This is a genomic window from Polaromonas sp. P1_A2, from assembly GCF_056406895.1.
In genome coordinates this window covers 120958-136324 of record NZ_JBFTZI010000001.1, presented here as the reverse complement: position 1 = coordinate 136324, position 15367 = coordinate 120958, and the positions used below count along the sequence as shown (strand labels likewise).

Below are 15367 nucleotides of genomic sequence, written 5' to 3'. Positions count from 1 at the left end.
AAGGCCATACAGCTGTCATTCTTAGGTCCTTTTAATTCCCCGATTTCCCCTTAGATCCCCCCAGACTTGGACCCGCGTGAACTCCAATCCCAGGCAAATCAAGCTTCTTGACGTGGTCCGCGCCCACGGCTCGGCCTCCGTCGAGCAGCTTGCCGACAAGCTCAACGTCACCCTGCAGACCGTCAGGCGGGACGTGCAGCGCCTGTCCGAAGCCGGCTTGCTGACGCGCTTTCACGGCGGCGTGCGGGTGCCCACGTCGACCATTGAAAACATCGCGCACCGCCAGCGCGAAAGCCTGAATGCCGAAGGCAAGGCGCGTATCGCCGAGGCTGTTGCCAGGCGCATCCCCAACGACTGCTCGCTGATCCTGAACATAGGCACCACCACCGAAGCCGTCGCCAAGGCCTTGCTGAACCACAAGGGACTGCGCGTCATCACCAACAACCTCAATGTGGCGGCCATCCTGTGCGGCAACACCGACTGCGAGGTCATCGTGGCCGGCGGCGTGGTGCGCGCGCGCGACCGCGGCATCGTGGGCGAGGCGGCGGTGGACTTCATGCGCCAGTTCCGCGTCGACATCGCCGTCATCGGCATTTCCGGCATAGAGCCCGACGGCTCGCTGCGCGACTTCGACTACCGCGAGGTCAAGGTCGCGCAGACCATCATCGAGCACGCCCGCGAGGTCTGGCTGGCCGCCGACAGCAGCAAATTCAACCGCCCGGCCATGGTCGAGCTGGCCAGGCTTTCACAGATTGACCGGCTGTTCACCGACATGCCGCCGCCCGAGCCCTTCCCGGCCCTGCTGGAGGAAGCGGACGTGAGCTGCGAAGTGGCCCATTCCTGAGCGCCGGGCAACAGCGGTTTTCATACACTCCAGCGCATGACCTACCTCCTTGCCCTCGACCAGGGAACCTCGAGTTCCCGCAGCATCGTGTTTGACGAACACGGCCACATCGTGGCCCTGGCGCAGCAGGAGCTGCCGCAGATCTACCCCCGGCCCGGCTGGGTCGAGCACGACTTGAATGAAATCTGGCGCACCCAGCTGGCCACGGCGCGCGAGGTGCTGGCCAAAGCGAACATCAAGGCCGGCGACATACGCGCGCTGGGCATCACCAACCAGCGCGAAACCACCGCCCTCTGGAACCGCAAGACCGGCCAGCCGGTGCACCACGCCATCGTCTGGCAGGACAGGCGCGCCGAAGCCACCTGCGCCGAACTGCGCGAGCAGGGCAAGGAAAAACTGATCCAGTCCAAAACCGGCCTGCTGGTTGATGCTTATTTTTCAGGCACCAAGCTCAAGTGGCTGCTCGACAACGTGCCCGGCGCGCGCGCGCAGGCCGAGCGCGGCGAACTGGCCTTCGGCACCATAGACAGCTGGCTGATGTGGCAGCTCACGGGCGGCGCGCTACACGCCACCGACGTCAGCAACGCCTCGCGCACCATGCTGTTCAATGTGCACAACAACCAGTGGGACACGGAACTGCTGGACCTGCTGGGCATCCCGGCCTCGCTGATGCCCCAGGTGCTGCCCTCCAGCGCGCATTACGGCGAGGTGCGGCCCGAGCTGCTGGGCCATGCGATTGCCATCGGCGGCGTCGCCGGCGACCAGCAAAGCGCCCTCTTCGGGCAGGCCTGCTTCAAGGCCGGCATGGCGAAAAACACCTACGGCACGGGCTGCTTCATGCTGATGCACACGGGCGGGCAGTTCCAGACTTCCCACAACGGGCTGCTGACCACCAGTGCGGCCCAGCCAAGCGCACAAACCCAGTTCGCCATCGAGGGCAGCGTGTTTGTGGGCGGCGCCGTGGTGCAATGGCTGCGCGACGGCCTGCATGCCATCAAGGGCAGCGCCGAAGTGCAGGCGCTGGCCGAAAGCGTGCCCGACTCGGGCGGCGTGATGATGGTGCCGGCCTTCACCGGCCTGGGCGCGCCCTACTGGAAACCCGACGCGCGCGGCACCATCACCGGGCTCACACGCGGCACCACCGTCGCCCACATCGCGCGCGCCGCGCTGGAAAGCATCGCCTACCAGAGCGCGGCCTTGCTGCAGGCCATGAGCCGCGACGCGGTCGGCGCCGGCGCCGCGCCCGTGGCCGAGCTGCGCGTGGACGGCGGCGCCTGCGTCAACGACCTGCTGATGCAGTTCCAGGCCGACCTGCTGGGCATCCCGGTGATACGCCCGGCCGTGATTGAAACCACCGCGCTGGGCGCCGCCTACCTGGCGGGGCTTTCCAGCGGCGTGTACCGCAGCACCGAAGAACTCTCGGGCATGTGGCGCGCCGAGCGCAAGTTTTTGCCCACCCTGGGCGCGGACCGGGCGGCCGAGCTGATGGCGCGCTGGGAGCAGGCGGTGCGGCAGACCGTGCTGCAGTGAACGCTGCCTGCGCCGCTGTCACATTTCCCACAGGGGCGGCCGCTAGACTGGCCGCATGAACACCCCCGCCACGTCTCTTTCGAAGCGCCGGCTCATCCTCGGCGCCGGCGCGGCCGCCGTGCTGGGCCTGGCCGGCTGCGCGGCACCGCCGTTGCCGCCCGCGGCGGGCCAGCCGCCCCGCGCACGCCTGCGCCTGATCGGCGAATCCCGTTTTGCGCACCGCCTGCAATTCCAGGGCAGCACCGTGGGCGGGCTGTCGGGCATGGACTACGACCCGGCCGGCGACCTCTATTACCTGATCAGCGACGACAGCTCCAGCATCAACCCGGCGCGCTTTTACACCGCGCGCATCGCGCTGGGCATGGACAGCCTGGGCGCGCCCGAGCTGCTGGGCGTGGCCACGCTGCGCCAGGCTGACGGTAGCCCCTATCCTTCGGCGCTGCGGGGCGGGCCGGTGCCCGACCCGGAAGCGATTCGCTGGCGCGCGGCCAGCAACACCCTGCTGTGGACCAGCGAAGGCCATGCGCCCAGCGGCACCGCGCCCTGGCTGCGCGAAGCGCGTCCCGACGGCGGCTTTGTGCGCGAATTCGCCCTGCCGGCGATGTTCAATTTCCAGGCCGGCGCGGGGCCGCGCGGCAACCTGACGCTCGAAGGCCTGGCGCTGGCGCCCGACGGCCGCACGGCCTGGATCGCCATGGAAAACGCCTTGCTGCAGGACGGCCCCGTGCCCAGCGTAGAGGCGCCGGGCGGCCCCTGCCGCTTCACCCAGATAGACCTGGCCAGCGGCAAGGCCCTGCGGCAGATTGCCTATGTACCCGACGCCATCCCGCGCGCGCCCGTGCCGCCCACCGCCTTTGCCGACAACGGCGTGGCGGAAATCCTGATGCTGGACGCCGAGCGCATGCTGGTGCTGGAGCGGGCCTACGTGACGGGCTCGGGCAATTCGCTGCGCCTTTACCTGATCGATACCCGCCAGGCCGGCGACACGCTGGAGCTTCCCACCCTGCGGCCGGGCGCTTACCGGCCGGCCGGCAAAACCCTGCTGGCGGATTTTTCGGCCTTTACCGGCCCTGGCGCCGGCCCGCGGCTCAAACAGCTGGACAATAGCGAGAGCATGAGCTGGGGCCCGGTGCTTCCCAACGGGCGCCGCAGCCTGATGTTCATCAGCGACGACAACTTCAGCCCCCGGCAAATCAGCCAGTGGCTGGCCTTTGAATTTTTGGACTGACAACGCATGACATCCACCTCCCGCGCAAACACCGAACACATCGCCTTCATAGGCGGCGGCAACATGGCCAGCGCCATCATCGGCGGCCTGCTCAAGCAGGGCCTGCCGGCCGGCCAGATCCAGGTGGTCGAGCCTTTCGCCGAGCAGCGCGCCAAGCTCGCGCAGCAATTCGGCATTCAGGTTCACGAAGGCCCGGGCGCCTGGCTGGCCGCCGCCGGCCTGGTCGTCTGGGCGGTCAAGCCGCAGGTCTTCAAGGATGCGGCCCTGCAAACGCGCTTTCACACCAAAACCGCCCTGCACCTGAGCGTGGCGGCCGGCGTGCGCTCCGGCAGCATTGCGCACTGGCTGGGCACCGAGCGCGTGGTGCGCGCCATGCCCAACACACCGGCGCTGGTCGGCAAGGGCATGACGGCGCTGTTCGCCCGCGAGGCCGCCACCGGCGCCGACAGGCAGGCGATCGAAAAAGTACTCAAGCCCACGGGCGACTACCTGTGGCTGGCCGAGGAAGCCCAGCTGGACGCGGTGACCGCGCTGTCCGGCTCAGGCCCGGCCTATGTGTTTTATTTCATCGAGGCCATGATCGAGGCCGGCACTGACATGGGCCTGCCCCTGGCGCAGGCGCGCCAGCTCGCGATCGGCACCTTTGTGGGCGCCTCCGCGCTGGCACAGGCCTCCGATGAGCCGCCGCAGGAGCTGCGCGCGCGGGTCACCTCCAAAGGCGGCACGACTTACGCTGCGCTGACATCGATGGAGCAGGACCGCGTCAAGATGCAGTTCATGCGCGCCATCCACGCCGCCCGGCAACGCGCCGCCGAGCTGGGCGACGAGTTCGGCGGCGCCTGAAAGACGCGTCAACCGCCCGGCGGCGGCAAACGTTGAACAGGAGCGTACGTGCAGCTTGTCTTGATCCACACCCTGTGGGACACCCCGGCAGCATCCGCGTTACAACTTTTCCCAACATCCGGAGCTTCACATGAACAAACTTCTGTCCACCCTCATCAGCGCAGCCGTCCTCGCCATGCCCCTGGCCGTGATTTCCACATCCGCATCGGCCCAGGCTCCCGCCGCAGCACCTGCAGCAGCCCCCGCTGCCGCGCCTGCCGCAGCACCCGCCCAAAAAGCAGCCCCCGCCACCAAGGCAAAGGCCAAGAAAGCCAAGCGCAAGGCAAAGGCCAAGAAGGCCGCCGTCTGACCAGCTCAGGCTGACGCAAAAAAGCCCGCTTCACGCGGGCTTTTTTATGGGCGCCTTCCGGGCCTTGCGCGGTCAGCGGCCCAGGTAAGACAGGGCGATGCCCGCAAAAACCGCAAAACCCAGCCAGTGGTTGAGGCGAAAGGCCTTGAAGCAGTCCTCGCGCCCGCGCTTGCGAATCAGCCAGCCATGCCACAAGGCCTGCAGCAGGGCTACGCCCATGGCGACCCAAAAAACGGGCGATTGGCGCACCATGTCCGGCAGGACCCAGGCCCAGACCACCAGGTAGGCGGCGTAGCACACCATCACCGCCGCCACGTCAAAACGGCCCAGCGTGATGGCCGAGGTTTTCATGCCTATCTTGAGGTCGTCGTCGCGGTCCACCATGGCGTATTCGGTGTCGTAAGCCACCACCCAGAACAGGTTGCCCAGCAGCAGCACCCAGGCCAGCAGCGGCACGCGCGACTGCACGGCGGCAAAAGCCATGGGAATGCCGAAACTGAAGGCCACGCCCAGCACGGCCTGCGGCATGGACACATAACGCTTGGCAAAAGGGTAGGCCAGCGCGATCGCCAGCGCCGCGAACGACCAGGCGATGGTGGCGGTATTGGTGGTGAGCACCAGGCCGAAGGCCAGCAGCGCGAGCACCGCGCCGACGATGAGCGCTTCGCGCACCGACAGCGCGCCGCTGGTGACCGGCCGCTGGGCCGTGCGTTTGACGTGGCGGTCAAAGTCCCGGTCGGCCACGTCGTTGACGCAGCAGCCCGCGCTGCGCATCAGGATGGTCCCCAGCGTGAACACCGCCACCAGGTGCCAGCCCGGAAAGCCGTGCGAAGCCACCCACAGCGCCGACAGCGTAGGCCACAGCAGCAGCAGCCAGCCCGCCGGGCGGTTCCAGCGGATCAGCTGAAGATAGAGGGCGAGCTTATTCTTCAAGCAGCGAGCGCAGCATCCACGCGGTCTGCTCATGCACCGTCAGGCGCTGGGTCAGCAAATCGGCCGTCGGTTCGTCATGGGCCTTGTCGGCCAGCGGGAACAGCTCGCGCGCGGTGCGCGCCACGGCTTCATGGCCCTGCACCAGGATGCGCACCATCTCGAGCGCCTTGGGCGGCAGCACCGGCACATCGGGAATCGACGCCAGCTTGCTGAACTGCGCATAAGAGCCCGGCGCGGGATGGCCCAGCGAGCGTATGCGTTCGGCGACGGGGTCGACCGCGGCCCAGAGTTCGGTGTACTGCGTCATGAACATCAGGTGCAGTGTATTGAACATGGGGCCCGTCACATTCCAGTGGAAGTTGTGGGTGGTGAGGTAAAGCGTGTAGGTGTCGGCCAGCAGGCGGCTCAGGCCCTTGGCGATGGCCGCGCGGTCTTTTTCGCTGATGCCGATGTTGATGGAGGGTGCGGCTTTTCCATTGGGTTTGGCGGAAGGCTTGGCCATTGGGTTTCCTTTTTTTGAAAATTCAGGGGCAACTTTAACGAAATCGGGATGGCGGCCGCAACAGCCGCCGTCAATGCGCGCCATAGGCGGGCTTCAAGACAGGCGGATGACGCCGGGCAGCTCGCAGGCGTAGATGGCGTTGCGCAGCGCGGCGATGGCTTCATAACGCGTGAAGCTGCGCCGCCAGGCCAGTACCACGCGCCGGCTCGGCACGTCGCCCTCGAAGGGCAGGTATTTGATGAACGAAGGTTGCTCTGCGGCCACCTTGCCGCGGGCCGGGGCGGTTTTTCCTTTCCCCGCCTTTTTGGCGGCGGCCTGCTCGGCCAGCGCTTCCTTGGGCACGCCCAAACGGGGTACCAGCGTAATGCCCATGCCGGCCGCCACCATGTGCTTGATGGTCTCCAGCGAGGAGCCCTCAAAGCTTTTGCTGATACCTTCGGCGCTGCTGGAAAAGCGCGCGAACTCGGGGCAGACCTCCAGCACATGGTCGCGAAAGCAGTGGCCGGTACCCAGCAGCAGCATGGTTTCCTTCTTGAGCTCCTCGGCCGTCACGCCGCCGCGCGCGGCCAGCGCATGCGCGCTGGGCACGGCCGCCATGAAGGGCTCGTCATAGAGCGGCGCGATCGCCAGGTTGGCGTCCGGGAAGGGCTCGGCCAGGATGGCGCAGTCGATTTCGCCGGTGCGCAGTTCCTCGAGCAGCTTGACGGTGAAATTCTCCTGCAGCATCAGCGGCATCTGCGGCGTCATCGCGATGGCCTGGCGCACCAGGTCGGGCAGCAGGTAAGGGCCTATGGTGTAAATGACGCCCAGGCGCAGCGGGCCGGACAGCGGGTCCTTGCCGCGCTTGGCGATTTCACGGATGTTGTCGGCCTGCTCGAGCACGCTCTGGGCCTGGCGCACGATCTCCTCGCCCAGCGGGGTGACCGTGATTTCATTGGCATTGCGCTCAAACAGCTTGACCTGCAACTCCTCTTCCAGCTTCTTGATGGCCACGCTGAGCGTGGGCTGGGAAACGTGGCAGGCATCGGCGCCCTTGCCGAAATGCTTTTCCCGGGCAACGGCGACGATGTATTTGAGTTCGGTCAGCGTCATGGGCTTATTGTCCTGCTTTTCTCGCCTGCCGTATCGCGGTGTTCAGGCCTTGAGGTACTCCGCCTTGCCGCCCAGCCAGCGCAGGATGTGCCGGTGCGCGAGTTCCGCATGCCGGTCCAGCATGGTGGGCGCCAGGCCGCGCGCCCAGGCCAGCAATTCCGTGTCGGTGGCGAGGTCGGCAAAACGCAGCAGCGGCGCGCCCGACTGCCGCGCGCCCAGGAATTCGCCCGGCCCGCGGATTTCCAGGTCGCGCCGGGCGATCTCGAAGCCGTCATTGGTCTGCGCCATGGCCTTGAGGCGCTCGCGCGCCATCTCGCCGAGCCGGGGCGCATCGCCGGTGGAATACAGCAGCACGCAGGCCGAAGCCGCCGCCCCGCGCCCGACCCGGCCGCGCAGCTGGTGCAGCTGGCTCAGGCCGAAACGCTCGGCGTGCTCTATCACCATCAGCGAGGCATTGGGCACGTCCACGCCCACCTCTATCACCGTGGTGCTGACCAGCACACCCATCTGCCCGCCGGTGAACAGCGCCATGACCGCCTTTTTTTCAGCCATCGGCATGCGCGAATGCAGCAGGCCGACCATCACGCCCGGCAAGGCCGCGCTCAAGGCTTCATGGGTCTGGGTCGCGTTGACGAGGTCGATGGACTCGCTTTCCTCGATCAGCGGGCAGACCCAGTAAATCTGGCGCCCCTCGGCGAGCTGGCCGCGTATGCGAGTGATCACCTCGTCGCGCCGTGCGTCGCTGACCACCTTGGTCACGATGGGCGTGCGGCCGGGCGGCAGCTCGTCGATGGTGGAGACGTCGAGGTCGGCGTAATAACTCATGGCCAGAGTGCGCGGAATCGGGGTGGCGGTCATCATGAGCAAATGAGGTTCTTCGCCGCCTTCAGTCATCTTGCTGCGCAGGGCCAGGCGCTGCGCCACGCCGAAGCGGTGCTGCTCGTCGATGATGGCCAGCGCCAGGTTCTTGAACTTCACCTTGTCCTGGATCACCGCATGCGTGCCCACCACCAGGCCGGCGTCGCCGCTTTCTATCATCGCCAGCATCTCGCGCCGCTCCTTGGCCTTCTGGCTACCGGTCAGCCAGGCGGTCTTGATGCCCAGGGGCTCCAGCCAGCCAATGAGCTTGCGGAAATGCTGCTCGGCCAGGATTTCGGTGGGCGCCATCAGCGCGCATTGCCAGCCCGCGTCCATGCAGCGGGCCGCGGCCAGCGCCGCCACCACGGTCTTGCCGGCGCCCACATCGCCCTGCAGCAGGCGGTGCATGGGGATGTTTTTCTTCAGGTCCGCCTCGATTTCGCCGCACACGCGCTGCTGGGCCGCGGTGAGCCGGAAGGGCAGGCGTTCCAGCAATTGTTCTTCCAGCGTGCATTGCGGGCCGCGCATGGCCGGGCCCGTGAGCGCCGGCGCGCGCATGGCCGCGCGTATGCGCCTGGCCTGCAGCTGCGACAGCTGCTGGGCCAGCAGCTCCTCGGCTTTCAGGCGCTGCCAGGCCGGGTGGCTGCGGTCTTCCAGCGTGGCCAGCGACACGTCAGGCGTCGGGTGGTGCAGGAACTGCAGCGCCTCGCGCAGGCTCCACAGGGCTTGCGGCAAGCCCTTGCCCAGCACTTCCTGGGGAAGTGTCTCGCGCAGGTCGGCGCGGAACAGCCCGCTGAGCACCGCCTTGCGCAAATAGTTCTGCGGCAGGCCGGCCACCGTGGGATAGACCGGCGTCAGCGCGCCCGGCAGCTCGCCTTCGGCCAGCCTGAAACTGGGGTGGATCATCTCGCGGCCGACAAAGCCTCCGCGTAGCTCGCCGCGCACGCGCACGCGCGCGCCCACGCTGAGCGTCTTCTGGTGGGCGGGGTAAAAATTGATGAAACGCAGCACGCAGGTGTCGCTGCCGTCGTCCACCGTCACGCGCAGCTGGCGGCGCGGCCGGAAGGCGACGTCGCTGTGCGTCACCACGCCCTCGATCTGCACCAGGTCGCCGTCGCGGGCGTCGGCCAGGCGCACGATGCGGGTTTCGTCCTCGTAGCGCAGGGGTAAATGCAGGGCCAGATCGATGTCGCGGCGCAGGCCCAGTTTTTCCAGGGCTTTTTGCGCCGGCGACTTGGCCGGGGCTTTTTCAGGCCTGGCCTGGGCCGCAGCCAGTTCCCCGGCCTCGGGCGGGGCGGTTTTGCGGGCGGGAGCACCGGGTGGCGACATGGGACAATTGTGCCTTCATGAAAACGCATTTCAGCCTAGGCGATTTTGATTTCGCACTGCCCGAAGAACTCATAGCCCAACACCCCGCCGCCCAGCGCAGCGCCTCGCGCCTGCTCGACGGGCGCGAAAGCCCGCCGGTGGACCGGCGTTTCACCGAACTCCCCGGCCTGCTGCAACCCGGCGACCTGCTGGTTTTCAACGACACCAAGGTGGTCAAGGCCCGCCTCTTCGGCCAGAAAGCCAGCGGCGGCAAGCTGGAGCTGCTGATAGAGCGGGTGCTCTCGCCCCATGCGGACCAGGGCCATGAAGTCGCCGCCCACATGAAGGTCAGCAAAAAACCGCTGCCGGGCGCGGTGCTGCAAATGGACGGCGGCTTCACCGCCACCTTGCTGGGCCGCTGGCCCGAGGACAGCGGGCCGCTGTACCGCTTTCGCCTGAGCAGCGACCCCTACGCGCTGATGGCGCAGCACGGCCATGTGCCGCTGCCGCCTTACATCACGCATACCGATTCCGCCGAGGACGAGCAGCGTTACCAGACGGTGTTCGCCAAAAACCCGGGCGCCGTGGCGGCGCCCACGGCCGCCCTGCATTTTGACGAGGCCGTGCTGGCCGAGCTGGAGGCGCGCGGCATCCGGCGGGCCAGCGTGACCCTGCATGTGGGCGCGGGCACCTTCCAGCCCGTCAAGGCCGAAAACATCGCCGAACACACCATGCACTTTGAGCGCTTTGAGGTGCCCCCGGCCACGCGCGAGGCCGTCGCCGCCTGCAAGGCGCGCAGCGGCCGCGTGGTGGCCGTGGGCACGACCACGGTGCGCGCGCTGGAGTCCTACGCCAAGTTCGGCCCCGAGTGCAATGACACCAACATCTTCATCACGCCGGGCTTCGAGTTCGCCGTGGTCGACCTGTTGCTGACCAACTTCCACCTGCCCAAAAGCACCTTGATGATGCTGGTCAGCGCGTTTTCGGGCTATGAGCACATCATGGCGCTGTACCGGCATGCGATCGCCCAGCGTTACCGCTTTTTCAGCTATGGCGACGCCATGCTGCTGGCGCGCAAAACCCCTCTGGCCCGCAACTGACGGGGCCTGAGGGCGCCTGAATCTCCCCGCGTACACCTGCGACAATCCCAAGATGCTCGAATTTGAAGTTCTGAAGACCGACGCGCCGGCCGGCGAAGGCGCCGGCGCCTATCTCGGCAGCTACGCCCGCCGCGGCAAGCTGACGCTCAACCACGGCGTGGTGCAAACCCCCATCTTCATGCCGGTCGGCACCTACGGCACGGTCAAGGGCGTGATGCCGCAATCGCTGCACGATATGGGTGCGCAAATCATCCTGGGCAACACCTTCCACCTCTGGATGCGGCCCGGCCTGGACGTGATGCAGCAATTCGGCGGCCTGCACAAGTTTGAAAGCTGGAACAAGCCGATACTGACCGACAGCGGCGGCTTCCAGGTCTGGTCGCTGGGCGAGATGCGCAAGATTTCCGAAGAGGGCGTGAAGTTCGCCTCGCCCGTCAACGGCGACAAGCTGTTCCTGACGCCCGAAATCTCCATGCAGATCCAGACCGTGCTCAACAGCGACATCGTGATGCAGTTCGACGAATGCACGCCTTACGACACCAAGGGCCACATCACCACCGAAAGCGAAGCGCGCCATTCCATGGAACTGAGCCTGCGCTGGGCCGGCCGCTGCATCGCCGAGTTCAACAAGCTGGAGAACCCCAACGCGCTGTTCGGCATCGTGCAGGGCGGCATGTTTGAAAACCTGCGCCAGGAATCGCTGGACGCGCTGGTCCAGCTGGACCTGCCGGGCTATGCCGTGGGCGGCGTCAGCGTGGGCGAGCCCAAGGAAGAGATGCAGCGCATCATGGCGCACACGCCGCACCGCCTGCCCGCCAAAAAGCCGCGCTACCTGATGGGCGTGGGCACACCCGAAGACCTGGTCGAGGGCGTGGCCGCCGGCGTCGACATGTTCGACTGCGTGATGCCCACGCGCAATGCGCGCAACGGCCATATGTTCACGCGCTTCGGCGACCTGAAGATACGCAACGCGCGCTACAAGACCGAAGACCAGCCGGTGGATGCGACCTGCAGCTGCTACACCTGCAAAAACTTCTCGCGCGCCTATATGCACCACCTGGACCGCTGCGGCGAAATGCTGGGCCCCATGCTGTCCAGCATCCACAACCTGCATTACTACCTCAACCTCATGCAGGAAGTGCGCGATGCGCTGGACGCCGGCCGCTTCGGCGAATTCAGCGCGCGGTTCCGTGCCGACAGGCAGCGGGGGGTGTAATGAACATCAACTTGCAACGCTGGATAGACCGCTGGGCAGGCATTCCGCTGTGCGCGGCCGTCTCCGCGGTGGACGCCGTGGCGCGGCGCTTTCGCAAGGACGGCAAGATTGACCAGGCGCCGCGCGCCATCGTGGTGATCTTGCTGTCGGAAATGGGCAGCCTGGTGCTGGCCCATGAGATGTTCGCGCAGCTCAAGCAACGCTACCCCGATGCGCCGCTGCATGCCCTGCTGTTCGGCAAGAACCGCGAGATTCTGGACCTCATGCAGGTGGTGGACCCGGCCAACGTGCATACGGTGGACGACAAGTCGCTGGGCGGCCTGCTGTCCAGCCTGTGGAAGGCGATCGGCGAGCTGCGCCGCGCGCATGTCGACGTGGCGATTGACTGCGAGCTGTTCTCGCGCATCAGCAGCCTGCTGTCGTACGCCAGCGGCGCGCGCATCCGCGTGGGCTTTCACCGCCACACGCAGGAAGGCCTGTACCGCGGCTCGCACATCAACCGGCCGGTGCCCTACAACCCCTACCACCACATCAGCGCGCAGTTCCTGACGCTGGCGCGAGCGATTGATTCGACCGCCGTGCCCAAGTCCAAGCTGCCGGCCAATCTGGCGGCGGCAAGCGGCAAAGCGCCGCCGCACGTGCAGCTGGACCCGGCGCTGGTGCCGGGCATTGAGGCCCGCCTGGCGCAGGACTTTCCCGCGATCGCCGGCAAGCCCCTGGTGCTGGTCTATCCGGGCGGCGGCATCCTGCCGATACGCGCCTGGCCGCTGGATTCCTACACCGCGCTGTGCCGGGGCCTGGTGGCCGACGGTTGCGCCGTGGCGGTGATAGGCCTGAAGGACGACCAGGCTCTGGCGCGGCAACTGGTGGCCGATGTGCAGGCCGCCTTTCCGGCCAACCCGACCAGCTCCGTCATAGACCTGACCGGCTACACGCGCTCGATCTCCGAGCTGCTGGCGCTGTTCCATGTGGCGCGCCTCTTGGTCACCAACGACGGCGGGCCTGGCCAGTTCGCGGCGCTCACGCCGATCTGGACGCTGATGCTGTTCGGCCCCGAGACACCGGGCCTGTATGCGCCGCTCACGCCGCAGTGCCATTCCTTTTACAGCCAGTGGCCCTGCTCGCCCTGCCTGACCGCCTACAACCACCGCTCATCCTATTGCGACGGCGACAACCAGTGCCTGAAGGTCATCGCACCGGACACCGTATTGGCCAAGGCGCGCGAGTGCCTGGCGGCGCCCTGAACCCATACCCCCTGATGTCCACACTCCGATCTTTTGCCGAGGCCGTGATCCGGCGCCTGCCCGCGCGCCTGCAGCCCATGGTGCGCTGGCGCTTCATCAAGTTCGGCGTGGTGGGTGCCAGCGGTACGGTGGTCAACCTCGCGGTGCTCTACCTCGCGCAGGAGTTTTTGTTCAACTGGATCGCGGACTTCCATGACCGGCTCAACTACTCCATCGCGCTGGCCATCACCGTCGCCACCATCAGCAACTTCTACTGGAACCGGCGCCTGACCTGGCGCGACCGCAAGCACGAAGTCCACCATTCGGCGCTGTTCCTCTTCTCCAAGTACGTGATGGCCGCCGGCCTGGCCATCGTGCTGCAGTCGCTGCTGACCAAATGGCTGGCCCTGTATATGCACTACCTGCTGGCCAATGTGCTGGCCATCGTACTGTCCAGCGTCTGCAATTTTGTGGCCAACGACCGCATGACTTTCCGCCGCCGCCGCGCCAAAATTGCAGCCGATGCCGCCGCGCACCCACCGCCCGCCGATGTCCATGACAAGCCCTGAGTCCCTGAAAACACGCTTTCCCGCCCACCGCATCTGGATAGGGCTGGCCCTGCTGGTCGCCCTGGGCTATTTGTTCGGCCTGGCCGGCGACCACATCCCGCGCAACGGCGACGAGCTGGTCTACGCTCACATCGCGCGGCTCACGGCGCAAACCGGCCACTGGCTGCCGCTGGTGAGTTCCTACGACTTCATGCGCAACACCAAGCCGCCGGTGCTGTTCTGGCAGGCCATGGTGGCCGGCGGCTGGGGTGAGCACTGGACGCTGCTCAACCTGCGCCTGCCCAGTATTGCCTATACCTGGGCCATCGCCCTGATGACAGCGCTGCTGGCCTGGAAGGTCGTCCACGGTGAAACCGCGCCGGCCGACCGCCGCCGCCACGCGCTGGCCATGGGCGCCATCGCCGCCATCGTCTACCTGTCCTTCTTCAGCACCTACCGCTACGGCCGGCCCTACCTGACGAGCGCACCCGAAACCTTCTGGCTGTTCGGCGTGTTGTTTGCGATTGCCTGGTCGCCCGCAAAGCTGCTGGCCTCGCGCTGGCAGTTTCCGCTGCTGGCGGGCATCGCCATCGGCATAGGCTGCCTTTACAAGTCTTTTGTCATGGTGGTGCCGGTGGGCTTTGCGCTGGCGCTGTGCTACCAGCTGCTGGGTGCGCGCAAGCCGGCCTGGGAAGTCTTGCGGCCCGGCATCGTCGGCGACGGCCTCAAGGTGGCGGCCATCTGCGCGCTGGCCCTGGCGATTTTCGGCCTGTGGTTTGCCATAGACCCGCAGCCGGGCGAGGTCTGGCGCGAATTCGTCGTCGGCGAGAACGCCGGCAAGATGAACTCGTCCAAAGGCTACTTCGCCATTGCCTTTAGCGGCAGCAGCGGCATCCTGACCATCCTGACGGGCTATTACTCCAACGCGCTGTTCCTGCTGCCTGTCGCGGTGGGCTGTACCTGGGCGGCATGGAAAGCCTGGCGCCAGCGCAAAGCCACGGGCCAGTCCATCAGCGATACCGAAAAAGCGCTGTGGATATGGCTGCTGGCCTTCGCACTGGTGTTCATGGTGCCCACGCAGCGCTCCACGCGTTACCTGATTCCCGCCATGCCGGCGCTGGCCGTGCTGATCGCGCTCTACTGGGAGCGCATCGCGCGGATCTGGTTCAGCCTGACCCTGGTGATCTGCCTCATAGGCGCGCTGGCCATGGGCCTGATCGGCTATGGCGGCGTGCGCGCCACGCAGGACACCTGGCTGTTCTCGCCGCTGTACTGGATCTTCCTGGCCGTGCTGGCCGCCGCCTGCATTGCGGGCATGGCCAAACCCCGATGGACCCGGCCCGTCGCCGCGCTCAGCAGTTTTGCGGTGCTGTTCGCGCTGGCCTGGGTCACCGCGCCCTTCAACGGCGACATGGGCCGCTTCCGCGCGGAAACCAATGCGCTGCTCAAAGGCCAGGCGGTATCGGTGCCCAGCAACTTCAATGGGCATTTCGAGCGCTACGAGTTCATCATCCCCGGCGCCAAAATCGTGCCCTACTTCGCCGCGCAACCGGTGGATTACCAGGACATGGACGCGCTCTTCAAGAACACGCGCTACGCCCTGGTGCAGCGCCGCCCCGGGGAAAAGCCCTGCGAGCCATGCCGCGTCATTGACGAGCGCTGGGACCTGCGTTCGCGCCAGGACGAAAAAGAAGGTACGCTGGGCGCCTTCAAGTCGCCGGAAACCTTCTGGTACGCCAAAGAGTACCTGGTCGAGCGGGCCGCGCCGTAATCCCTTGCGGCTCCACCCCTGC

14 protein-coding genes are annotated in these 15367 nt (G+C 66.6%); 10 read left to right on the top strand and 4 right to left on the bottom strand.

Annotation, left to right across the window (positions count from 1 at the left end; translation table 11 throughout):
* The first annotated feature begins 76 nt into the window (after positions 1-76).
* The 5 genes from AC1D09_RS00635 (at position 77) to AC1D09_RS00615 (ending at position 4794) form a co-directional block, all read left to right on the top strand.
* On the top strand, positions 77-844 hold the full coding sequence (locus AC1D09_RS00635; protein ID WP_477661520.1) for a DeoR/GlpR family DNA-binding transcription regulator: 768 nt from the start codon (positions 77-79) through the stop codon (positions 842-844).
* A 36-nt stretch (positions 845-880) separates the two neighbouring features.
* Positions 881-2374, top strand: a complete 1494-nt coding sequence (gene glpK / locus AC1D09_RS00630; RefSeq protein ID WP_477661519.1) for a glycerol kinase GlpK — start codon at positions 881-883, stop codon at positions 2372-2374.
* Positions 2375-2429: 55 nt separating this feature from the next.
* Positions 2430-3602, top strand: a complete 1173-nt coding sequence (locus AC1D09_RS00625) for an esterase-like activity of phytase family protein (protein WP_477661518.1) — start codon at positions 2430-2432, stop codon at positions 3600-3602.
* A gap of 6 nt (positions 3603-3608) precedes the next feature.
* Complete coding sequence (gene proC, locus AC1D09_RS00620) at positions 3609-4445, top strand: pyrroline-5-carboxylate reductase (RefSeq protein ID WP_477661517.1); 837 nt, start codon at positions 3609-3611, stop codon at positions 4443-4445.
* 130 nt (positions 4446-4575) lie between these two features.
* Positions 4576-4794, top strand: a complete 219-nt coding sequence (locus AC1D09_RS00615) for a hypothetical protein (RefSeq protein WP_477661516.1) — start codon at positions 4576-4578, stop codon at positions 4792-4794.
* 72 nt (positions 4795-4866) lie between these two features.
* Here AC1D09_RS00615 and ubiA read toward each other — a convergent pair whose 3' ends face one another.
* From ubiA to recG, 4 genes are all read right to left on the bottom strand, one after another.
* Positions 4867-5760 carry a 4-hydroxybenzoate octaprenyltransferase gene (gene ubiA, locus AC1D09_RS00610; protein WP_477661515.1) on the bottom strand — a complete coding sequence of 298 codons (894 nt, stop codon included), beginning with the start codon at positions 5758-5760 and terminating at the stop codon, positions 4867-4869.
* Complete coding sequence (locus AC1D09_RS00605) at positions 5717-6229, bottom strand: Dps family protein (protein ID WP_074579285.1); 513 nt, start codon at positions 6227-6229, stop codon at positions 5717-5719. The genes ubiA and AC1D09_RS00605 overlap by 44 nt, the downstream gene beginning before the upstream one ends.
* 93 nt (positions 6230-6322) lie before the next feature.
* Positions 6323-7321, bottom strand: a complete 999-nt coding sequence (locus AC1D09_RS00600) for a LysR substrate-binding domain-containing protein (RefSeq protein ID WP_477661514.1) — start codon at positions 7319-7321, stop codon at positions 6323-6325.
* Between the two features lie 42 nt (positions 7322-7363).
* Entirely contained in the window at positions 7364-9508 is a 2145-nt protein-coding gene (gene recG / locus AC1D09_RS00595) for an ATP-dependent DNA helicase RecG (RefSeq protein ID WP_477661513.1), read from the bottom strand.
* Between the two features lie 17 nt (positions 9509-9525).
* Here recG and queA point away from each other — a divergent pair, with 17 nt between their 5' ends.
* The 5 genes from queA to AC1D09_RS00570 are packed head-to-tail and all read left to right on the top strand — an operon-like array spanning position 9526 to position 15345.
* On the top strand, positions 9526-10587 hold the full coding sequence (queA, locus tag AC1D09_RS00590; RefSeq protein ID WP_477661512.1) for a tRNA preQ1(34) S-adenosylmethionine ribosyltransferase-isomerase QueA: 1062 nt from the start codon (positions 9526-9528) through the stop codon (positions 10585-10587).
* Positions 10588-10639: 52 nt separating this feature from the next.
* Positions 10640-11803 (top strand): tRNA guanosine(34) transglycosylase Tgt, encoded by a 1164-nt coding sequence (gene tgt, locus AC1D09_RS00585; RefSeq protein WP_477661511.1) that lies wholly within the window; start codon positions 10640-10642, stop codon positions 11801-11803.
* Entirely contained in the window at positions 11803-13047 is a 1245-nt protein-coding gene (locus AC1D09_RS00580; protein WP_477661510.1) for a glycosyltransferase family 9 protein, read from the top strand. The genes tgt and AC1D09_RS00580 overlap by 1 nt, the downstream gene beginning before the upstream one ends.
* Before the next feature lie 14 nt (positions 13048-13061).
* Positions 13062-13595: a GtrA family protein gene (locus AC1D09_RS00575; RefSeq protein ID WP_477661509.1), complete on the top strand. Its 534-nt coding sequence runs from the start codon at positions 13062-13064 to the stop codon at positions 13593-13595.
* Positions 13582-15345: an ArnT family glycosyltransferase gene (locus AC1D09_RS00570; protein WP_477661508.1), complete on the top strand. Its 1764-nt coding sequence runs from the start codon at positions 13582-13584 to the stop codon at positions 15343-15345. Before AC1D09_RS00575 ends, AC1D09_RS00570 begins: the two co-directional genes overlap by 14 nt.
* The last annotated feature ends 22 nt before the right edge of the window (positions 15346-15367 follow it).